This window comes from Kitasatospora sp. NPDC057500, assembly GCF_042802195.1.
Classification (GTDB): Bacteria; Actinomycetota; Actinomycetes; order Streptomycetales; family Streptomycetaceae; genus Kitasatospora.
In genome coordinates, this window is sequence record NZ_JBHVER010000002.1 from 40,389 (window position 1) to 62,350 (window position 21,962).

Genomic DNA, 21,962 nt, shown 5'->3' on the forward strand with positions numbered 1-21,962 from the left:
CGTTCCTCACGGCGTGTTCACCGACCCTTCCGTGGTGCCTCGGCGGCCCACCGTTCGAGGAGTGAGCGGGCGACGCGGCCGAGCACGGCGGGGCCTCCCATCTCCTTGTGCGTGCAGTCGACCGGCAGGACGTCGAGCTTCCCCGTGACCAGCGGTTGCCACTGGTCGAACCCGGCCTCGGGCGAGTGGTCGCGCGCGGTGAACAGCACGGCGTTCCCGTCGAACGGGAGCGGCCGGTGCAGGTGGGCGAGCCGCACGTTGTTGGTGATGATCCGGGTCAGCGCGGCGATCCGCCGCTCGTCGAACGAGGCCAGCGCTCCCTCCGGTACCCGGGCGATCTCCAGGAACCGCGGATACGTCAGCGACTCGCCCGCCCACCGGGAGGGGTCGTAGCCGAAGAATTCCAGGAGCAGCGCGAGGACGTCCCGGCCGGCGGTCGAGGGCGGCGCGGCCTCGGCCGTGGCCGTGGTGGCGGCGGTGCCCGCGCCCGCGGGGTAGGCATCCAGCATGGCCAGCGTCTCCACCGACTCGCCGCTCCGCTCCAGTTGCACCGCCATCTCGTGGGCGACCACCCCTCCGAAGGACCAGCCGAGCAGGTGGTAGGGGCCCGTGGGCTGGACGGACCTGACCTGGTCCAGGTAGTCCGCCGCCATCTCCCGGAGGGAGGCCGGCAGGACGTCGGTGCCGTCCAGGCCTCGGGCCTGCAGGCCGTACACCGGCCGATCGGTGCCGAGCGGCGAGGTGAGCCCCGCGTAGCCCCAGGAGAAGCCCGCCGCCGCGTGCACGCAGAACAGCGGCGCCTCGTCGCCCGACTCCCGCAGCGGCAACAGGACTTCGCTGCCGGTCCGCTCGGACGTCTCACGGCTGACTCGCCACCTGCCGGCCGTGGTGTCCGTCTCGCGTGCGACCCGGGCCAGCGCTCCGACCGTCCTGTGCTCAAGGACGTCCTGCGCCGTGAGGACGAGACCCACCCGGCGCAGTCGGCTCAGCAGCTGGATCGACATGATGCTGTCGCCGCCGAGATCGAAGAAGCCGGCGTCCGTCGCGATGTCGGGGAGCCGGAGCACGTCGCGGAACGCTCGCGCCACGTGCTCCTCCCGCGCTCCGTCGGTGGTCGGAGGGTCGGCCTCCAGAGGCCGCACGTCCGTCGGCAGCCGCTTGCGGTCGAGCTTGCCACTGCCCGTACGCGGCAGCGCGGAGGCGGCCTCCCACTCGGCCGGGACCAGATGGGCCGGCAGCCGCTCGGCCGCCCAGTCCCGCAGTGCGCGGCCGGGGAGGCGGGCTCCCGCCACGGGCACCAGGTAGGCCACGAGCCGGGCATCGCCACTCGTCCCCTTCCGGACACAGGCCATGACCTCGGTGACGGCGGGGTGCCGGGCGATCACCGCCTCCACCTCGCCGAGTTCGATGCGGAAGCCGTTGACCTTGACCTGGGCGTCCGTGCGGCCGAGGAAGTCGAGCTGCCCGTCGGGGAGCCGACGGGCCAGATCGCCGGTCCGGTACATCCGTTCGCCGGGCGGCCCGAAGGGGTCGGCGACGAAGCGCTCCGCGGTCAGCCCGGGCCGGCGCAGGTACCCCCGGGCGAGGCCGTCCCCCGCCAGGTACAACTCGCCCTGGCGGGTGGCCCCCACCTCGCGCAGTGAGCTGTCGAGCACGTAGGCGCGTACGTGGCCCAGCGGCCGTCCGATGGGCGGCGCGCCCTGCGGCACGGGACCGTCGCCCGCAGGGGCAGGGGGGACAGGGGCGTGGACGGTGGCCGCGGTGGCGAGGACGGTGGCTTCGGTGGGCCCGTACGCGTTGAGCACCCGGGTGCCGGGCATGAACTCCCGGATCCGCGCGGCGAGGGTCGCGGGGAGTGCCTCACCGGTCATCGCGAGCGTGGTGGCCGACACGTCGAGACCGCCGGTCCCCAGCAGCTTGGAGAACACCGAAGGGATGGCCCACACCAGAGCGCCCGACCGGCGCGGCGGGTCGCCGTCGAGCAGCGACAGGAGGTTGTCGACCAGTTCGAGGCGGCCACCGCTCGCCAGCGCCGGGAAGACCTCGGCCACCGACACGTCGAAGCTGAAGGAGCACGCCGCCAGCACGTGCGCCAACGACTCGGCACCGAACTCCGCGGCCGCCCAGTCGACCAGCGCGACCACACCGCGGTGCGGCACCACGACCCCCTTGGGCGTGCCGGTGGAGCCCGAGGTGTAGATGACGTACGCGGGGTGCGAGGGCCGCAGCGGCTCGGGGCGATCGGCGTCTGACGGCGCGGTGGGTGACCACTGCTCCAACTCCCCGGCGATCGCGGGGTCGTCGATCCGGACGGTCGTGGTCGACCGGCTCGTGAGGCCGGCGGCGTACGGGTCGGTGGCGGCATCGGTCAGCACGCAGACGGGTTCCGCGTCCTCGATCATGAAGCGGAGCCGCTCGCTCGGGTAACCGGGGTCGAGCGGCAGGTACGCGGCGCCGGTCTTGAGCACCGCGAGCATCGCCACGAGTGTCCCGGCACGCCGGGGGAGCAGCAGTCCGATGACCGATTCCGGCCCGGCACCACGGTCGAGCAGGAGCCGGGCCAGTCGGTTGGCACGCTCGTGGAGTTCGGCATGGGTGAGCTCGTCGTCGGCGCTGACGACGGCGACCGCGTCGGGGTGGCGCAGGGCGGCGCTCTCCAGCAGGTCGGTGAGCGTCCGGTGGGGTGCTCCCGAGGCCGTGCGGGCCGTCCGGGGGCGAACGGTCGCCGAACCGTCCGCCGCCGGAAGGTCGAAGGTGCCCAGCGGGCGCCCCGGGTCGGACACGGCCAGGGACAGCAGTTGCCCGAAACACCTGGCGTGTGCGTCGAGTTCGGTGGCGCCGTAGCGCTCCGCCGCACCGCTGAAGACGATGCGCAGTCGCCGGCCCACGGGGGCGTCGTCGACCACGATGCGCATGCCGTGGACCGGTTCGGGCACCAGGTCGTGGACCACCGCGGACAGTTCGCCGAACCGGACATGGGCCCCGGGGGTGCGGATGTCGGCGATCGGCCCGATCGGCCCGGGCGGCTCGTCCGGAGCCCCGGCCTCGCGGCACGACTCCCGGTGGGCCGGCCGCCGGCGCCTGAGCGCCTCGCGGGATTCCCGGGCGACGTCCTGGACGAGCTCGGCGAAGGTGACGGTGGGCCGCACCGTCAGCCGGAGGGGCACGATGTCATCGCTCGCGTCCGGGACGCGCCTGCTCACCCGGTCCGGCCGGCCGTCCACCTGCATGCCGATCACCACGTCCGTGGCGCCGCTCAGCCGGTGGGTGTAGGCCGCCACGGCGGCGCACAGCACCGCCCGTGTCGGCACGCCCCCGCGACGGGCGGTGGTGCGCACGCGTTCGACATCGGTGGTGCCGAGTGTCACCGGGCGGGAGTTCACCGGGCGGGAGTCCACCGGTGCCCGCAACCCGTCGGCGTCCCGGACGGGAGATCCGGCGTACCGGGCTGCGGCCGGGGCCGGCCGGGCCCGGGTGGCCAAGCCGCCGCCGGCGGCCGAGCGGCCGTTGACGAGCGCCGTGTACACCTCGGAGACCCGGCGGGTGATCAGCGCACAGCCGAAGCGGTCGACAAGGGCCCGGGGGTGCTGGTGGAACCAGCGGTGGTGGTCCGGGCCGAGCCGCAGCAACACCTGGGCCGTCCAGAGCTGCCCGGTTCCCGCTCGGCCCCGTGTGAGCTCCGCTCCCCCTTCGAGGGCCGCGCGTGTCCACGCATCGGCCGCGCCCTGCGGGTCGGCCTCCGCGCTCAGGTCCACCACGGGCATCGGCGGGCCGTCCGAGGTCCGCGGTGCGGCGCACCCGCCCGGTTCCCGGCCGTCGACGCGGACCCGGGCCGCGGCGCTCTCGGCCACGACCTGGGCGACCGCCTCGCCCAGCGCGGTGAGGTCCAGGTCGCCGCGGATCTCCACGAGCTGGGCGGTATGGCCGCCGGGGGTGAGGGGCCCCGAACCGGGGTGCCCGGCGCCGGACGCGGCGGTGGCCGCGCCCCGGCGGTCATCCATGGTCGGTTCCTCCCCGCGCGGTGAGGTGCTGCGGCGAGTACGAGTAGAAGCCACGGCCGGACTTGCGTCCCACATGGCCTTCGGCGACGAGACGGGCCAGCAGGGCGCAGGGCCGGAAGCGGTCCTCGCCGGTGTGCCGGCGCAGCACCTCCAGGGAGTCGGCGATGGTGTCGAGGCCGATGAGGTCGGCCGTGCGCAACGGCCCCATCGGGTGACCGAAGCAGTCCTGGAAGATGCGGTCCACGGTCTCGGCGTCGGCGGTTCCCTCGCCGAGCACGGCGGCCGCCTCGTTGAGCGTCAGCATCAGCACCCGGTTCGTGACGAAGCCGGGGGCGTCGCGCACCACGATGGCGTGCTTTCCCACGCGGGCGAGGAACGCCTCCGTGCGTGCCACGGTGAGAGCGCTGGTGCCCGGAGCGCGGATCACCTCCACCGCGTCCTTGAGCGGCGCCGGATTCATGAAGTGGGTGCCGATGACCCGGTCGGGCCGGGCAGTGAAGGACCCGAGGCGGCTGACCGGGATGCACGAGGTGTTCGACGCGAAGATCGCCTCGGCTCCGCAGATCCGGTCCAGCTCGCGGAGGATTCCCTCCTTGACGTCCTCGTCCTCCCTGGCGCACTCCACCACCAGGAGCGCGGTGGCCAGGCCGGCGAGTTCGGCGGAGAAGGTCACGAGGGACTCGGTGCGGGACGCGGGCCCGCCCGCCCGCGCCTGCCGGGCCCCCCAGCGCTGCAGCGTGGCCGTCCTGATTCCGGCGCGGAGCCGGGCCGGCCCCGAGGCCAGCGCCCCGGGGTCGTTGTCGACGACGACCACGGGGTGGCCGGCTTCGGCGAAGCACTGCGCCACACCGATCCCCATCGTGCCCGCGCCGACGATGCCGACCAGTGACCTGGCCGGAACGGTCCGCGCGGCCTGTCGAACATCTGTCTGATCGCCCACTGTGGCAGGTCTCCTTCGTCGGCCGGGAGGGGTCAGTCGAGGTCGGCGAGCCGTGCCGGGGCCGGCTCCGCGGGTGTGCTGGTACCGGTCGTCGCGCAGACGGGCCGGAGCCCGGACAGCGGTGCATCCGGGGTGCGGGTGGCCGCGCGCAGCATCGCGAGCAGTCCTTCGACGAGTGCCTGTGCACTCGACCGGTCGAAGAGCTCGGTGCGGTAGTCCAGCGAGACGGACAGCTCGTCCTGCCCCGGCCCTTCGACGACGGACCAGGAGAGGTCCAGCTCGCTGCGGCCGGGCGGCAGCACGAGCCGTCCCGCGTCCCCGTCGGGCCACCGCACGGGGGCCGCCTCCACCCCGGCCGCCGAGCCGAGTGCCGCCGGCAGCACGTGGTAGGAGTACGCCACGTCGAACAGCGGCGCCCTGCCGGGTTCTTCGGGCAGTCCGGCCACGCGCACGATGTCGGCGAGCGGCAGGTCCTGGTGCTGTTCCGCCCCGGTGATGGCGCGCCTCACCCGGTCGGTGACCTCCTCGAAGGACGGGTCGCCGGCCAGGTCCAGACGCAGCGGCAGGCTCCGCGAGGAGGGATCCAGCCGTGTGCGGGCGGCCAGGAGGGGAAGCGGGGTGCCGGTCAGCCCGATGAGCGCCTCGTCCGTCTCCGTCAGCCGGGCGAGCAGGGCGGCGAGGGCCGCCAGCACGCTCTCCCCGGCCCCGGAACGGTTCACCGCGCGGGCGAGGTCGTCGGGAATCCGGGACCCGAGGGTGGCGGTGGCACGGGTGCCGTGGGCGGGCCGGGCCCGGTCCGGTGGCGGTGCGCCATCGGCCGTTCCCTTCAGCGTCGTTCCCCAGTAGGTGAGTTGGTCCTCCCGCCGGGGGCCCGTCCACGGCTCGGCGGGCTCGCCGGACAGCGGGGGAAGCTCGGCCCGCCGTCCGTTCAGGCGGGCGCCGTACAGGGCGAGCAGGTCCCGGAACAGCACCTCCGGACGGCCACCGTCGTAGGCCTGCGGGTGGGTGGTCACCAGCAGGACGTGGTGCGCGGGGCCCGTCGTCGCGAGGAGCGCGTGGAGCCGGCGACCCGATGCCGGATCGAGCGCGAGTGCGGCCTCGGCCCGCGCGATCCTCCTGGCGGCGGAGAGGGGCTCGCTCTCGCCGGAGACGTCCACGGCGGTGAAGGAGCCGTCGCCGAGCAATGAGCCGTGCCCCACGGCTCCGGCCGTCCTGGCACGCAACACCTCGTGCCGCTCCGCCAGTTCCTCCAGTGCCGCGCGCAGTGCGGGGGGCCGTACCTCGCCGCGCAGCTCGACGCAGCTGACAACAGGGGCAGCGGCGACAGGGGCAGCGGCGACAGGGGCAGCGGCGCCAGGGGTGGTGACCGGGCCGACGACGGCGGCCACCGGGGCAGTCGGCGCGTCCGGGCGGCCCACGACCGTTGCGGTCGCCGGGGGAGGACCGCCGGGGAGGTCGCTGAGGCACCTGTCCGCGTCGTCCGCGACGGCGTGCAGCAGCTCCGTCAACGCCTCGCACATGGCAACGACGGTGCCGGCGTCGAAGAGCTGCGTCGCGTACTCCATCATGACGACGATCTCGTCCCGGTCCACCAGCTCGCCGACGACCATCGAGAGGTCGAACTTGGCGGTGCCGGGCGGCAGTCCGGGGAAGTGCGGGATGAGCTCCGGGTCGTGCGCCGGCCCGGTGTCGACCTCGCCGAAGGAGGCGGCCGGCGGCAGCGTCTGGTGCACGTACATCACGTCGAAGAGCGGGTTGCGGCTCGGGTCGCGGTCGACCGCGACCTCGCGCACGACCCTGTCGAACGGGACCTCCTGGTGGTCGAGGGCGTCGAGCAGCACCCGGCGCACCTGGCGCAGCAGCTCGCGGAAGCTCGGGTCGCCCGACAGGTCCGAGCGCAGCGCGATGGTGTTGTTGAAGAAGCCGAGCAGGCCCCACAGTTCGGGCCGGCTGCGGCCGACGGTCGAGGTGCCGACGACGATGTCCCGTTGGCCCGACCAGCGCGCCAGCAGTACCTTGAGCGCGGTGAGCAGCACCATGAACAGCGTGGCCGTCTCCTGGGCACCCACCTCGCGCAGCTGCCGCACCAGTGCGCCGGGGACGGTGAACCCGTGGGTGGCACCCGCGAAGTCCATCCGGCCGGGGCGCGGCCGGTCGGTGGGAAGCTCCAGCGCGGGCGGGGCGCTCAGCCGTTCGCGCCAGTAGTCCAGTTCGCCGTCCAAGCGGGAGCCGGCGACCAGCTCGCGCTGCCAGCGCGCGTAGTCCGTGTACTGCACCGGCAACGGTTCGACGTCGGGGGCACGGTTCTCCAGGCGGGCCGTGTAGAACTCCAGCAGCTCCCGCAGGTGGATCTGCGGAGCCCAGCCGTCGTTCACCGCGTGGTGCATGCACCAGCAGACGATGTGGTCGTCCTCGCCGATCCGCACGACGGTCACCCGGACGAGCGGATCGGCGGCGATGTCGAAGACCCAGCGCATGGCGGAGGTGACGACCGCGGCCGCCGCGGCCTTCGGGTCGTCCTCGCCCGAGACGTCCAGGTAGTCGAAGAAGTCGCCCAGTTCGGGCCGGATCACCAGTCCGGGCCGGCCGTCGGTCTCGACGAGATTGGACCGCAGCACCTCTTGGTGGCGTGCCTGGTCCTCCCAGGCGAGTCTGAACTTCCCGACGTCCAGGGGACCGCGGTACCGGGAGGCGCCGGGGAGGTTGTAGAGCGTGGTCGTCGGGTCGAGCTGGTGGTGGAACCACATGCGTTCCTGCCCGTACGACAGCACCGGCTCCCCGCCCGGGACGATCGGCGGCAGCTTGGCGTCGGGTTCCTCGGGGACGACCGGGACGACCGGGGCGGTCGGCGGCACCGGCGCGGGCGCGTGCCGCGCCCGTTCGTCGACGGCCCGTGCGAGCGAGCTGACGACGGGGTGGTCGTAGATGTCCGCCATCTTGAGCCGGACCCCGTGCTGCTCCCGTATCCGGTCCAGGAGCTGGAGGGCGATGACGGAGTGGCCGCCGAGGGCGAAGTAGTCCGCGTCGGCCGGGACCTCGTCCGCGTGCAGCAGCTCGACGAGGGTTTCCCGCAGCCAGTCGAGTGTGGTCGGGGACTTCCCGGTCCGTTGCCCGCCGGGTGAGCGGACCGGCTCCTCGGCGGCTGGTGCTGGTGCTGGCGCAGGAGCAGTGGGTCGACGGAGCACCTCGCCGCAGGACCGCGCCTCGTCCAGTGGCGCGGCCCAGCAGGGTACGCCGGTGAACGGATGCCCCGGAAGCGGAACCCGGCCCGCCGACGGGTGGGCTCGCAGCAGCGGCCAGTGCGGGCCGGCGCCCGCCTCGTACAGCCGGCCCAGCAGCTCCAGGACGGCCGCGTCGGAGTCGGCGTCGGTGGCGCCGGGGCGCAGACGGAGCACACGGGCGTCCGCGCGGTCGTGGAGGTGGGCCGCCAGCCGGTCGCCGATCTCGCCGCGGGACGCCAGCTCCACGAACACCACGGGGCCGTCGGAGAGTTGCTCGTCCGCCGCCGCGTGGAGCTGTTCCACCCGCAGCGGGTCGCCCGCCACGGCCGGGTCCTGCCCGCTGCGTGCCCGCCGCAGTGCGGCGGTGTCCTCGGCCCTGAGGTCGCCCCGCAGGTACCGGGCGGTGTAGCGGGAGATCCCCGAACTCATCAGCCCGTCCGGTGAGACGCCGGCCTGGACCAGCCGGTGGTACGTCGCGAGCTGTCCGCCGACCATCGCGGCGCGGTCACCCGGTACGGGCAGTTCGTCCGGCAGCTGATCGCGCGGCTCGCCGGGTGTGGCGTCCGCGGAGAGCAGGAAGACCACCCGAGGTGCGGCCACGGGGCCGGCGGCAGCCGTCTCGGGTGCCTCGGGCGTCTCAAGCCGACGCCAGGTGACTTCGGCGGCCAGGCGTGTCGCGAGCTCCGAGGTGTCCCGGGCGACCACGGACACCCGGTGGGCGTAGTGGTTCCTGCCTTCGTTCAGCGTGCGTGCGACGTCGGCCAGTGGGTGGGCGGTGTCGCGCAGTTCGAGCGACAGCCGCTCGCACTGGGCGAGCAGGTCCGCCCGGCTGCGGGCGGACACCGCGACCAGTTGCGGTGTGTCGACGGTGGGGCGTACCGAGGCGGTCGCCGGGGGCTGCTCCACCACGCAGTGCGCGTTGAGGCCGCCGAGGCTGAACGAGCTCACACCCGCCCGGCGCGTCTCGTCCTCCCACCGTCCGAGGGAGGTGACGACTTCGAGGCGTGCGCCTTCGAGGTCGACCTCGTCGGCGGGCTCCTCGAAGTGCAGCGAGGGATACAGCTCGCCGTGGTGCACGCTGAGCACCGCCTTGATCAGCCCGGCGATTCCCGCGGCGTGGTCCAGGTGCCCGATGTTTGTCTTGACCGAGCCCACCTTCACCGTACGGTCGCCGTCGGGGCGGGCGAGGGCCAGGCCCTCGGCCTCGACGGCGTCGCCGAGCCGGGTGCCCGAACCGTGCGTCTCGATGTATCCGGCGTCCGTCGGGTCCAGCGAGGCACGGCGCCACGCCTTGGTGATGACCTCGGCCTGGGAGCGGGCGCTCGGCGTGCTGATGGTCGCGGCGTGCCGGCCGTTGTGGAGCACGGCGCTGCCGCGGATCACGGCGTGGATGAACGAGCCCTCCGCCACCGCCCGTTCCAGCGTGGTGAGGACCACCACCCCGCCGCCCTCGCCGGCGCCCGCACCGTCCGCGGCACGGTCGAAGGCGCGGGAGCGGGCGGTGGGCGAGGCGATGCCGGGGAAGTCGGCCACCGCGGCCACCGGCGGCACGACGTGGCGCAGGCTCACCCCGCCCACGACGGCGTAGTCCGCTTCGCCGTCGCCGAGTTCACGGCACGCCTGGTGGACGGCGACCAGCGAGCCGTTGCAGCCGGTGTCGACGCCGTAGCAGGGGCCGGTGAAACCGAAGAGGTGGGAGATCCTGGCGGGCAGGGCGCAGGGGATGTTCCCGTTCATGCTGAGCGTGCCGTGCTCGCGCACCAGAGGCGCGTAGCCGTTGCTCGGCGAGCTGAAGATCACCGCTGTCCGGCTGTCCCGGAGCCCGGCCGGGGCGTATCCGGCGTTCTCCCACGCCTCCTGGGTGAGCTGGAGCGCCAGCCGGTGCTGCGGGTCGGTCACCTCCGCCTCGCGGCGGGACATCCCGAAGAGCTTGTGGTCGAAGAGGTCGATCCGCTCCAGGTAGCCCTGTTCCGGATAGTCCTGGCGGGGATCGAGTCCGGTGCTCCGGATCCGTTCCGCAGGGATCGGGCGCACCGAGTCCCGCCCCGCCCGCAGGTTCGCCCGGAAGGCGGCGAGGGAATCCGCCTGCGGGAATCGCGTGGCGATGCCGATCACCGCGATGGCCGGTTTGCCGTGTGCCACGCCCGTACCGCTCATGTCGCCTCTCCGTTCGCGCGTGTCAGAGCTCGTATGTGGCCGGTGGGGCGTGTTCCTCGTCCTCCGCGCTCTCGCCCAGGTGCTCGGCGATGCGCTGCGCCTGGGCCGCGATGGTGACGTAGTCGAACAGTTCGCCCACCCGCAGCGCCTCGGGCCACCGCTCGTCCAGCCTGGCGTGCAGGTCGATGACCTTGATCGAACTCCCGCCGACGGCGAAGAAGTTGTCCTCCGGTCCCGCGTCGCAGTGTCCGAGGACCTCCGCCCAGATACGGCCGACGGCGAGCCGGTGCCCGCGCCGGTCCCCGCCGGCGGTGGTGCGGGATGCCGGCCGGTCCGTCGGGATCAGTGCGCGGAGTGCGGCCCGGTCCGCCTTGGTGCTGCGGTCGAGCGGCATGTGGCCGACCGGCACGAACAGGGTCGGCGTGGCCTGCTCCATCAACCGGCTCCGGCAGTGTGCGCGCAGCTCCGCGGCGTCGGGCGGAGCGCTGCCGGGGGTCGGCAGGACGAAGGCGACCACCCGCGGCTCGTCCTGCCCGGCGGGTTCGCAGAGCACCACGGCCTGTTCCACGTCCGCATGGCCTTCCAGCACGCTTTCGATCTCACCCAGTTCGATCCGCGTCCCGCGGATCTTGACCTGGTCGTCCGTTCTGCCGTGGTAGTGCAGCGCACCCCGTTCGTCGACGCTGGCGATGTCCCCGGTGCGGTAGAGGCGCCCGCCGGGCTTCCCGTACGGGTCCGCGACGAATCGCTCGGCCGTCCGGGCCGGCTGGTTCGCGTAGCCGAGTGCCACGAGGGAGCCGCCGACGTAGAGCTCGCCCCACTGCCCGGTCGGTACTTCACGCAGCCGCTCGTCCAGGACCAGGGTCCGCGTTCCCGGCCAGGGCCGCCCGATCGGGATCCGGCCCCGGGCCGGGTCCGGATCGGTCTCCACCGTGCAGGCGATGGTCGTCTCGGTGGGGCCGTACTCGTTGACGAACCGGGTCCGTGGCAGTCGCTCGCGGTGCACGCCCACCAGCTGGGGGGTGCACGCCTCACCCCCCACGACCACCAGCCGCAGGGTGTCGGGCAGGCCGCCGGGATCCTGGAGCACCGCCCGGTAGAAGGAAGGGATGTTGAACAGGTGGGTCACCCGGTGTTCCCTGGCCAGCCGGGTGAACTCGGCCACCTGCACGAGCTGCCGGGGGTCGGGGAGAACCAGCGTGTGACCGCCGGTGAGCGACCAGAACATGCCGCCGAGGATCCCGTCGAACGACAGCCGCAACGCGATCAGGAGGACGGCGCGCTCGGTGCCGTACACCGGCCACCGGCAGCTGATGGACGTCGCGAACTGTCCCCGGCCGACCATCACGCCCTTGGGCACACCGGTGGATCCCGAGGTGTAGGCGACGTAGGCGGGGCTCTGTTCGGGGGCCGGTGGGTACGGGTCGGTGAGCGGTTCCCGGCCCGCCTCGATCAGCCGCGCCAGCGGGAGGTCCGCCGCGTGCACGACCGTCGGTGGCGCGGGCATCGCCGAGAGTACGGAGGCCGGTACGGCGTCGTCGCCCTCGCTCAGCACCACCGCGCAGTCGACGTCCCGGCACAGCGCCTCGAACCTCCCGACCGGCAGGTCCGGTTCCAGGACCGCCCAGGTGGCACCGGTGCGCAGTGCGGCGAGCATGGCGACCACGGACAGGGCGCTCTGCTGCGTCCGGATGCAGACGACCCGTCCCGGTCGCAGCCCGTGCCGCCACAGCAGTCGCGCGAGACCGGCCGAGGCGTGGTCGAGCTCGCGGTAGGTCAGCGAGACCCCGCCGATGATGAGGGCGGGTGCCTCGGGCGCTTCGGCCACCCGGCTCCGGAAGGCATCCCACACCGGCCGCACCTGCGCCGGGGCGCATCCATCGGCGCCACCGGGCTGTCGGGTCGTCGCGGTCGCGTTCCCGTCGCCGTTCATGCCGCACCGGCGATCACGCGGGTGTGGCCGGGGGCCTCGGGCAGCGGACGCCGCGAGTCCACGGTGAGCACGAGGCGGTCCTCGTCGGTGACCGTCGGCTCGTATCCGGCGAAGCGCATCGTGACCAGCAGGTTCCGGTTGGCCTCGGTCGGGATGAAGTGCGCGACGGGGCGCCGGCCGTCCGCCAGGGCCTGCTGGACCAGATGGTGCAGCAGCACGCTCCCCGCACCGCGCGAGGCGACCCGGCAGGACATCAGCATCAGCCGCAGGACCGAGTCCCGCCCGACGAGTTCGGTGACGGCCAGGCCGATGATCCCGTAGTCGCCGAAGCGGTCGCGGAGCGTGGCCAGCAGCACCTGGTGGTCCGGTGCGGAGCTCAGTCGGCGCAGTTCGTCGATCCCGTAGGTCAGCCCCGTGCTGTTGAGCTGATGGGTGCGGACGGTCAGTTCGCTGGCCCGGGACAGGCCCTCCTCGGTGGCCGGGCGCAGCTCCATGACAAGTCCGAGCGAGTCGAGGAACGACCGGCGTCCTTCGGTGAACTTCTCCTCGGCCTCCCGGCGCTGCCACTCGGCCTGGTAGAGCCGGCGTCGCCCGGTGGCCTCCGCCGTGATGTGTTCGGGCCGGAATTCCCGCAACCGCGGCAGCCGTTCGACCTCCGCCGCCGGGTAGCAGCGGACCATGGGGAGTTCGCTCTCCACCTCCGCCCGCTCCACCGGGTCGTTGTCGACGAACGCGATGGTGTCCAGGCCGATGTTGAGGGCCTTCGCGATCCGGCGCACCGCATCGGACTTGGGGCCCCAGCCCACCTGCACCGCGCAGAACCAGTCCGATAACTGACGCTGCGTCAAATGTCGCCGGGTGACGCTCGGTTCACCGCGGCCGGCGGCGGCGTGCAGGATGCCGCGGCGGTCCAGCGAGGCCAGGGTCTCCAGCGCCGCGGGGAAGGGCGCGGGATCATCGCCCTCCAGTACCACTCCGTCCCACAGGGTGTCGTCCAGGTCCCACACGAGGCACTTGACGGTGGGAGCGCCCGCCGCCGTCACGGCGTGCCTCCGGGCAGGCGGGGCCCCGCGGGGCGGTCCAGGCCGCGCGCCGTATCCCCGAAGCGCCGTAACAACTGCTCGGCGATGTGGAGTTCTGACACTTGCGGCGCTCCCTCGATGATCTCCATGACCTTGGCGTCCCGGAAGTGACGGCCCGCCCGGCTGTCCGGTGCGCAGCCGGCCGAGCCGAGCACCTGGACGGCGTCGCGGCTTGCCGTCGCCGCCGCGGAAGCCGCCGCGTACTTGGCCGTGATCGTCTCGGACACCCCGTGCCCCGGGCCCGGGACACGCGCCTCGGCGGCCCTGCGGGCGAGTTCGCGGGCCCCGGCGGCATCCACCGCCGCCCTGGCCAGCAGCGAACGGACCAGTTGGTGGTCGCCGAGGGGGACGCCGCCCTGCCGGCGGACCGCCGCGTGAGTGGCGGCGTCCTCGACGCATGCCTCCGCCATGCCCACGCACCCCCAGGCGACCGTGAAGCGGCCGTGGTCGAGCGCGGTCCCGACGACGTGGGACAGGCCCAGCCCGGGAGGAGCGACCAGCCGGCGCAGGGGCACCCGCACGCCGTCGAAGGACACATGGGCGATGCGGGCTGCCCGCATGCCGAGCTGGCCGTTCACCGGCTCCCGCTCGACACCGGCGCGGTCCGCGTCCACGAGCACGGCGGCAGGCTTTCCCTCGCACGTGCCGAGCACCAGGAACACGTCGGCGACCGCACCGAAGGTGACCCACCGCTTGCGGCCGCTGACGACCAGTTCCCGATGACCCGACCGGACCGACGACTCGATACGGGTCTCCACCGAGCCCAGCGCGCTGCCCGCGGCCTGCTCCGTCGCCGCGAAGCCGGCGGTCAGCTCGCCGCCGGCCAGCCGGGGCAGCCAGTCGTCCCGCTGCTCCGCCGTTCCCCAGCGCTGCAGTGCCGCCGCGACCATGCCCTGGACGGTCAGCAGACCGCGCAGGGCGCTGCACTCGCCGCCTATCCGTGCCGTGATCTCCCCGAGTGCGAGCGGATCGAGGCCCGCACCCCCGTACCGCTCGGGCAGGTCGGCGGCGAGCAGACCCGATCCGGCGAACTCCGCGCGCACCGAATCGGGCAGGTGGCCGTCCTGGTCCCAACGGGACGCGTGGACACGTGCGTCGGCCGCCAGATCGTCCGCCACCCGGGACAGGTGCCGGGCCGGGGAATCCGTCGTCGCGGCGTCGAGGCCGCGGTCAGGAACGCTGGGCATGCGCCTCCCCCCGCTCGGGGGCATCGAGCTTGCGCCGGACGAACTCCGTGATGCGGTCGGCGGTTCTGAAGCTGTCCAGATCCAGATCCTCGGCCTCGACGGTGAGGGCGAAGCGGTTCTCGACGAAGGTCACCAGTTCCAGCGCGAACAGTGAGTCGGTGAGGCCCTGGGCGAAGTAGTCGTCGTCCGGACCGACCTGTCGGCGCAGTGCCGCGCTCAGGAACTCGGTGATCTGCTCGGTGATGTCGTTCATGCCACGTCCTTCCGCGGATCTGTCTCGACCAGCAGCAGGCTCCAGGCCGCCACCGGGCTGACGTTGATCATGACCGCGAGGTCGCCGGGGGCCAGGTCCTCGTGGTCGATTGCCGTGCTGAGATTGAGGAAGACGTCATTGGGCCCGAGATGGCCGTACCTCCGCAGGTTCTGCCGGCACGCCGGCAGCAGTTCGATGTCCAGGGAGTCCTCAAGGAAGGCGAAGCTCCCGGTGGACAGGTTCTGGCTGACGAAGCCGCTGACGTCCCCGCGGCCGATTCCGTTGCGCCGCAGCAGATCGTCCAGCATCGAGGAGAGGCGGTTGCGCGTCTCGATGGCCAGGCGGAAGGAATAGGCGCGGGGATCGGTGCACCGTTCGCGCCACTGGGCGGTGGGGCGGTCCCGGTAGTCGACGTGGAAGAGGTCCCAGTAGCGCCCGTTGGTCAGCTGGGCGATGTCGTGCAGCCGGATCCGCCCGCTGCGCGAGACCAGCAGCGCCTGCCCGCCGTCGCCGTTCACCGTGACGGGGTGGCGGTACCGCAGAGCGGCGGCCGGCTTGCTGCCGTGGACGACCAGGACGTCGTCCAGGGCGGGGTCCGCGGCCAGCAGTCCGCGGGCCGCCAGCAGGGCCGGGGTGATCGAGACGCAGCCGAGCCCGCCCACCGAGAAGGTGATGGCGTTCTCGGCGCCGAGCCGCTGCTGGAGGCGAGTCGCCTCGGAACTGAGGAAGGTCTCCTGGGCCCGCGACTCCACCATCACCAGCGCACCCACCTCCCGGGCGTCGAGCCCCGCCTGTTCCAGGGCCCGGCGCGCGGCGCGTTCCGCGAGGGTGACGGAGTCCAGCCCGTCGTCCGCCCGGACCGTGTCGATGCCCAGACCGTCGCGGGTGGCGCGCTCGGTCTCGTCGAGCGTCCGGATGCCGGTGATCGGCACGGTGCGCTCGGGCAGGTACCAGGCGGCGCTGCGGACGGCGACGGGTGCCGCGCCGTGCCGGAGGGCCTGCGGGGACACGGTGGTTCCCTCTTCGGACATGGTCTTTCCTCCGTGCTCGGGTGGCCGGCGCATCGACATCGAGGTGGATGTGACACGGATGGAAGACGGTGGGGGCCACGTGCTCGGGAACGAGAGTGGAATGGCCTCAGCCTGCCTTCGAGGCCATACGGCCGCCACACCTTTAAGCGGGCGGCAAATACGGCAGGTGGGCCGAGCAATGCGCGGGGTTCCGACCGGAGCAGCTCCAGGAGCGCCCGCACGGGAAAGGTCGGGCGGTCCGGTCATTGTGATGTTTTGTCAGCGGCTTGTCAGTGCGGTTCGCCAGCATGCTGGCGAAGGCATTCCAACAACACATTCCTCCGTTCATTCCTCGGTAGGTTGGCGATCACGTGTCGAAGACTTTGGACCGTTCAGCCGCGGCCGGGGCGACGGACGAGCGCGCCCCGGGGGACATCGGGGCGCCGGCCGTACACGTTCCGCGGTGGACCGCGGGCGAGGCGGATGCGCGGGCCGGGGTGACCGCCGAACTCGTCCTGGCCCCCGGATCGGCCGCCCGGCTGCGCACGATGGCCGCCGACAGCGCGGCCCCGCTGGACGCCGTGCTGCTGGCCGCGCACCTGAGGGTGGTTGCGGCGCTGACCTCCGAGCAGGATCCGGTCACCGGCTACGTGCCCGTCGACGGTGATCCGGGCTCGCCGCGCCCGCTGGGTGTGCGGGGCGTGCTGCGCCGCAGTTGGCGCGAACTCGTCGGGCTGGCCGCGCGGGAGTGCCGGCGCGCGCCGGCGCCGGGTGCGCTCGGCGAGCCGGGCCGCGAAGCCGTGCTGGACCTGTCCGCGACGGAGCCGGACCCGCGGAGCACACCGCCGCTGTGGGTGCGCATCGTCGTGCGCGGGGACCGCGTCGCGGTGTGCGCCCGGTCCCGTTCGGACGTCATGTCCGAGGAGCACCTGACCCGGATCGTCGGTTACCACGGACGGGCCCTGGAGCTGCTGCCCGCCCATCCGGACGCGCCGGCGGGGGAGCGGAGCCTGCTCGCCGAGGACGAGCGGCACACCCAGATCCACGGCCTGGCGGGCGCGGCGGAGCCCTTCGACGGGAGGCTGTTCGTCCAGCGGTTCGAGGAACAGGTCCGGTCGACCCCCGACGCGGTGGCGGTCTCGCACGGCAGCCGGTCCTGGACCTACGGCCGCCTCAACGCGAACGCCAACCGGATCGCTCACGCGCTGCTGGCGGACGGCCTCCGGGACGAGGACGTGGTGGCCGTCGTCATGGAGCGCGGCCTGGAAGCGGCGGCGGCCACGATCGCCGTGCTCAAGGCGGGCGGCTGCTACCTGCCGGTGCAGCCCGGCCTCCCGGCCGCCCGGATCGCGGCGCAGCTCGACGACGCGGGGTGCCGGTTCGTCCTCGGAACCGGCGCGGGCGCCTCGGCCACCGTGCGGGACGGGGACGCGCGCCGTCCGGTGGACGCCGCGGCCCTGTGTGCCGCAACCGGGAGCCCCGGCACGGGGGCCACCGGAAACCTGGGCCGGGAACTCGCGCCCGGCGCACTCGCCTACATCTACTTCACCTCCGGCTCCACCGGCACGCCGAAGGGCGTGATGTGCGAGCACGGCGGCTTGCTGAACCACCTGCTGATGAAGGTGGCGGACCTCGGGCTGGGCCCCGGCGACGTGGTGGCGCAGACCGCGGCACAGTCCCTGGACATCTCGCTGTGGCAGCTGATCGCCCCGCTGCTGACCGGCGGCAGCGCACGCATCGTGGACACCGACGTGCTGCTCGACGTGGACCGCTTCATCGCGGAGCTGGCCGCCTCTCGGGTCTCCGTCGCACAGTTCGTCCCGTCCTACTTCGACGCGCTGATCACGGCCCTCGAACGGCACCCCCGCGGTCTCGGCGTGCTGCGCACCGTCTCGGTGACGGGAGAGGAACTGAAACCGGCGCTGCTGCACCGGTGGTTCGCGTGTCGGCCGGGCATCCGGGTGGTCAACGCGTACGGCGCGACCGAGGTCTCCGACGACACGATGCACGAGTTCCTCGACCGGGCGCCGGAGGACGGGCCGGTCACGCTCGGACGGATGCGGCGCAACGTCCACGGCTACGTGCTGGACGAGCAGGGCGAGCTGGTGCCGCTCGGCTCGACCGGAGAGATCGTCTTCTCGGGTGTCGCGGTCGGCCGTGGCTACGTCAACGATCCCGAGCGGACCCGGGCCGCGTTCGTGCCCGATCCGTTCCGGCCGGGACAGCGGATGTACCGGACCGGCGACTTCGGGCGCTGGCTGCCCGGTGGCCGGCTGCAGTTCCTCGGCCGCCGCGACCAGCAGGTCAGGATCCGCGGATTCCGGGTCGAGACCGGTGAGGTCGAGAACCAGCTGATGGCCTTGGACGAGGTGAAGGGCGCGGTGGTCGTCGCCTCGTCGGCGGGCGACCGGCACCGGGTCCTGGTGGCCTTCCTGGTGGGCACCGTCCGGACGGAGGCCGGCCGCCTCCGGGCCGCCCTGGCCCGCCACTTGCCGGACTACATGATCCCCGCACACTGTCACTGGCTCGACGTCCTGCCGGTCGGCGCGAACGGCAAGGTGGACCGGAAGGCGCTCACCGAGCTCGCCGGAACGCTCGGGCACGCCGACGTGCCCAGTACGGCGCCCACCACGCCCACCGAGCGACGCCTCGCGATGGCCTGGGCGGAGGCGCTCAACCTCCCGCTGGAGGGCATCGGGCGGGCCGACAACTTCTTCGCGCTCGGCGGGACGTCGCTCGCCGCGACCTGGCTGGTCGTGAAGCTGGACCGGCTCGTCTCGCTGGCCCAGATCGTCGCCCATCCCGTGCTGTCCGACCTCGCCGTCGCGGTCGACGCGGGCAGGGCCGCGGCACCCGAGCGGCCGGGGGCCGCTCTGTTGCAGGCCTTGACCGGAGCGCTCCCGGACCGGACCGTGCCGCAGGGCCGCCTGGTCTGCTTCCCGGGCGCGGGCGGGAACGCCGTCAACTTCCTTGCCCTGGCCCGGGAACTCGCCCCCTGCGGCGTCGAGGTGTACGGCGTCGAACTGCCCGGGCACGACTTCGTCCCCGGCGCGCAGGATCCGGCGGAGGTGGCGGATCTGGCGGAGGTGGCGGAGGTGGCGCGCCGGGTCGCGCGGGAGCTGGGACGGCTGACCGACGTACCACTGGTGCTGTGGGGCCAGCGCGAGGGCGCGGCGCCCGCGCTCGCCCTGGCCCGGCTGCTGGAGGACGGCCTTTCGGCGCCTCGTCGGGTCCTCGTCGGAGGTGTCGCCCCGGACTGGCCGGCGAAGGTGTGGGCGGAAACGGAACGGATCCGTGCCCTGAGTGACGGGGAGGTCGCCGCCACCCTCCTGCGCGAGGGCGTGTACGTGGAGTTCGACGAGCTCAAGCCGGAACGGGCCCGGCTGCTCGGGCCCGCCTACCGGCACGACGTGCTGTCGGCCGGGTCCTTCCTGCTGGCCGCCCGGCAGAGCCCGGCAGCCCACCGCGTCAGGACGGGCATCGAACTCGTCGTCACCGAGGATGGTCAGCGGGGCCCGGCCGGGACGGCCGGAGACCGTGGCCACGGGCACTGGGACTGGCGGCACTTCTCCGACGAGGTGACGCAACGCCGGCTGCCGGGCCGCGGGGAGTGCTCTCCGCGGACCCGGGCGGCCGACGCGAGAGACGCGGTGCTGGCCGCGCTGAACCGTTCCACCCCTTCGTCCCCGTGAGGAAAGCATGTCCAACGACCATGTGACGACGGCCGGTTCCAGCGGAGCCGGCGGGTTGACCGGACGGATCGCGGCAGGCCCCGACGCGCTGCTGCGCGCCGAGGTGCTGGAGCCGCAGCTCCGCTTCGAGATCGACGCCCTGCTGCCCTGGTACGTCCAGCTGGAGAAGGTCCTGCTGCTGGAGTACCGCCGGCTCGGCCTGCTGGACGGAGCCCAGGTCGGCGCCATCGCGGACCTGCTCGACCGGGTCACCCCCGAGGCCATCGCCCGGGAGGCCGAGGAGAGCATGAGCGACATGGCCTTCACCCTGGAGCGCCATGTCGTGCGGCGGCTGGCCGCGGTGCCGCCCGCGTGGCACGTCGACCGCAGTCGCAACGACCTGCAGGCCACCGCCCAGCTGATGCAGGGCCGGGCACGGCTGCTGGACTGCGCCGAGGAGCTGATCGCGTTCGGCCGCAGCGCACACCGGCTGGCCGGGCGCGGCACCGAACTGGTCATGCCCGGGTACACCCACATGCAGCCGGCCCAGGTGATCAGCCCCGGCTTCTACTTCGCGGCACTCGGTGAGCAGGTGCTGCACACCCTGGAGCGCCTGGAACCGGTGTACCGGACCGCCGCCGCCGCTCCGCTGGGCGCGGGGGCGATGGCCGGGCAGGAGCTGCCGTGGGACCGGGCCCGGATGGCTGCCCTGCTGGGCTTCTCCGACGTCAGCACGCACGCGCTGCGGGCGGTGGCGCAGCGCGACTGGGCGCTGGAGGCGTGCGCGGAGTTCTCCCTGCTGGGCGTCGCGCTGAGCCGATTCGTCACCGACCTGATGACCTGGGGCAGCGCCGGATACGGCTTCATCGACCTGCCGGACCACTGGTCGGGCATCTCCTCCGCGATGCCGCAGAAGAAGAACTACCCGGTGCTGGAGCGGATCCGGGCCCGTACGGCGCATCTCGGCGCGGCCTACACGGCCATCTCCACGGGACAGCGCTCCACCCCGTACAGCAACTCCGTCGAGATCTCCAAGGAGGCGGGGGCCGGGGTGCCCGCCGCCTTCGACACCCTCGGGTCGGTGCTGCGGCTGTTCGGCGCGGTGCTGGGGAACCTGCGGTTCCGGGAGGACCGGATGCGCGAGGCCTGTGAGAGCGAGTACCTGGGCGGGTTCACGCTCGCCAATCTGCTGACCCTGCGCGCCGGGGTTCCCTGGCGCAGCGCCCAGGTCGTGGCCGGGCGTTACATCGTGCTGGCCGTCGAGCGCGGACTGCCTCCCGCGGAGCCCGACGCCGCACTGCTCGACGAGGTCCTGGCCGCGCAGGGGTGCACCGCCGAGAACGCCGCGGACCTGCTCACCGAGGCGATGGGCGTGGCGGGCGGACTCCTGGCGAAGCGCTCGGACGGCTCGACCCACCCGGAGGCCGTGCGGTCCCTGCTCACCGTTCAGGAGAGCGCGTTCGACGCACTGGAGAAGCGTTGGGCCGACCGGCGGGCGGGCGTCGACGCGGCGGCGGCCGAGGTCGACCGCCTGCTCGCCGGACCGGAGGGAAGGCAGGAGTGGTGAGGGCCCCCGGCACCGTCCTGGGGCAGGGCGCCACGGGGAGCCACCCGGCGCCGACCGCCGCGGTGACGGGCATGAGTACCGCGTCCGGCACGTTCGGCGAACTGCTCCAGGGAGTGCTGCCCGAGGAGAACAGCGACTTCCTGGTCACCCTTCCCATCGCCCGCTGGGCCCGGGTGACCTTCCACGGCATGCCCGGCACCGACGAGCTGGAGGTCCGGCCCGCGCACAAGCGGAAGTCGCTCCGGCTGGCCGGAATGATCATGGAGTCCTCGGCGGCGCCGATGGGCGGGGTGCTGACCATCGAGAGCACGCTGGCCGAGGGCAAGGGGCTGGCCAGCTCGTCCGCGGACCTGGTGGCGACGGCGCGCGCGGTCGCCAACGCGCTGGGCGAGCCGATGCCGCCCCGGCGGATCGAGTCGCTGCTGGCGCAGATCGAACCCACCGACGGCGTGCTGTACCCCGGTGTCGTGGCCTTCTACCACCGCAGGGTGGAACTCCACAGCGCACTGGGCTCCCTGCCGTCGATGACCGTGGTGGGTGTGGACGAGGGCGGCGAGATCGACACGATCGCCTTCAACCGCATCCCGAAGCCGTTCTCCGCCGCGGACCGGGCCCAGTACGCGCTGCTGCTGGAGCGGATGGCCACGGCGGTGGCCGGCGCGGACCTCGCCGAGGTCGGCGCGGTGGCCACGCGCAGCGCCCTGATGAACCAGGTGCTGCGTCCCAAGAAGATGCTCGACGCCATGATCGACATCAGTGGGCAGGTCGGCGGGCTCGGTGTGGTGGTCGGCCATAGCGGGACGTGCCTGGGCGTGCTCCTCGACACGGCCGATCCCTCGTACCCGCAGCGGCTGGTGGACGCCGCGAGCGCCTGCTCCGAGGTCGTCGGCAACGTCACGGTGTACCGGACCTTGAGCTTCGACCGATGAACTCCGGCGCT

Annotated in this window: 11 protein-coding genes; 3 read left to right on the top strand and 8 right to left on the bottom strand. The window is 73.3% G+C overall.

Annotated features, from left to right (window positions below):
* Window positions 1-17 precede the first annotated feature (17 nt).
* The 8 genes from ACFU74_RS00655 to ACFU74_RS00690 form a co-directional block, all read right to left on the bottom strand.
* A complete protein-coding gene (locus ACFU74_RS00655; protein WP_380749495.1) occupies window positions 18-4,001 on the bottom strand; it encodes an amino acid adenylation domain-containing protein in 3,984 nt (1,327 codons plus the stop codon).
* Window positions 3,994-4,941: a 3-hydroxyacyl-CoA dehydrogenase family protein gene (locus ACFU74_RS00660; protein WP_380749498.1), complete on the bottom strand. Its 948-nt coding sequence runs from the start codon at window positions 4,939-4,941 to the stop codon at window positions 3,994-3,996. Before ACFU74_RS00660 ends, ACFU74_RS00655 begins: the two co-directional genes overlap by 8 nt.
* 32 nt (window positions 4,942-4,973) lie before the next feature.
* Window positions 4,974-10,319 carry a condensation domain-containing protein gene (locus tag ACFU74_RS00665; protein WP_380749501.1) on the bottom strand — a complete coding sequence of 1,782 codons (5,346 nt, stop codon included), beginning with the start codon at window positions 10,317-10,319 and terminating at the stop codon, window positions 4,974-4,976.
* 22 nt (window positions 10,320-10,341) lie between these two features.
* Window positions 10,342-12,171, bottom strand: coding sequence for an amino acid adenylation domain-containing protein (locus tag ACFU74_RS00670; protein ID WP_380749504.1), 1,830 nt, complete (start codon window positions 12,169-12,171; stop codon window positions 10,342-10,344).
* Between the two features lie 77 nt (window positions 12,172-12,248).
* Window positions 12,249-13,295, bottom strand: a complete 1,047-nt coding sequence (locus ACFU74_RS00675) for an HAD-IIIC family phosphatase (protein ID WP_380749507.1) — start codon at window positions 13,293-13,295, stop codon at window positions 12,249-12,251.
* Window positions 13,292-14,521, bottom strand: a complete 1,230-nt coding sequence (locus ACFU74_RS00680; RefSeq protein ID WP_380749510.1) for an acyl-CoA dehydrogenase family protein — start codon at window positions 14,519-14,521, stop codon at window positions 13,292-13,294. Before ACFU74_RS00680 ends, ACFU74_RS00675 begins: the two co-directional genes overlap by 4 nt.
* A complete protein-coding gene (locus ACFU74_RS00685; protein ID WP_380749513.1) occupies window positions 14,505-14,774 on the bottom strand; it encodes an acyl carrier protein in 270 nt (89 codons plus the stop codon). Before ACFU74_RS00685 ends, ACFU74_RS00680 begins: the two co-directional genes overlap by 17 nt.
* Window positions 14,771-15,805: a 3-oxoacyl-ACP synthase gene (locus tag ACFU74_RS00690; RefSeq protein WP_380749516.1), complete on the bottom strand. Its 1,035-nt coding sequence runs from the start codon at window positions 15,803-15,805 to the stop codon at window positions 14,771-14,773. Before ACFU74_RS00690 ends, ACFU74_RS00685 begins: the two co-directional genes overlap by 4 nt.
* A 350-nt stretch (window positions 15,806-16,155) precedes the next feature.
* Between ACFU74_RS00690 and ACFU74_RS00695 the strand changes: the two genes are divergently transcribed.
* From ACFU74_RS00695 to ACFU74_RS00705, 3 genes are all read left to right on the top strand, one after another.
* A complete protein-coding gene (locus ACFU74_RS00695; RefSeq protein ID WP_380749519.1) occupies window positions 16,156-19,476 on the top strand; it encodes an amino acid adenylation domain-containing protein in 3,321 nt (1,106 codons plus the stop codon).
* A gap of 7 nt (window positions 19,477-19,483) precedes the next feature.
* Window positions 19,484-21,022: an argininosuccinate lyase gene (locus ACFU74_RS00700; protein ID WP_380749522.1), complete on the top strand. Its 1,539-nt coding sequence runs from the start codon at window positions 19,484-19,486 to the stop codon at window positions 21,020-21,022.
* 71 nt (window positions 21,023-21,093) lie between these two features.
* Complete coding sequence (locus tag ACFU74_RS00705) at window positions 21,094-21,951, top strand: kinase (RefSeq protein WP_380749524.1); 858 nt, start codon at window positions 21,094-21,096, stop codon at window positions 21,949-21,951.
* Window positions 21,952-21,962: the final 11 nt, after the last annotated feature.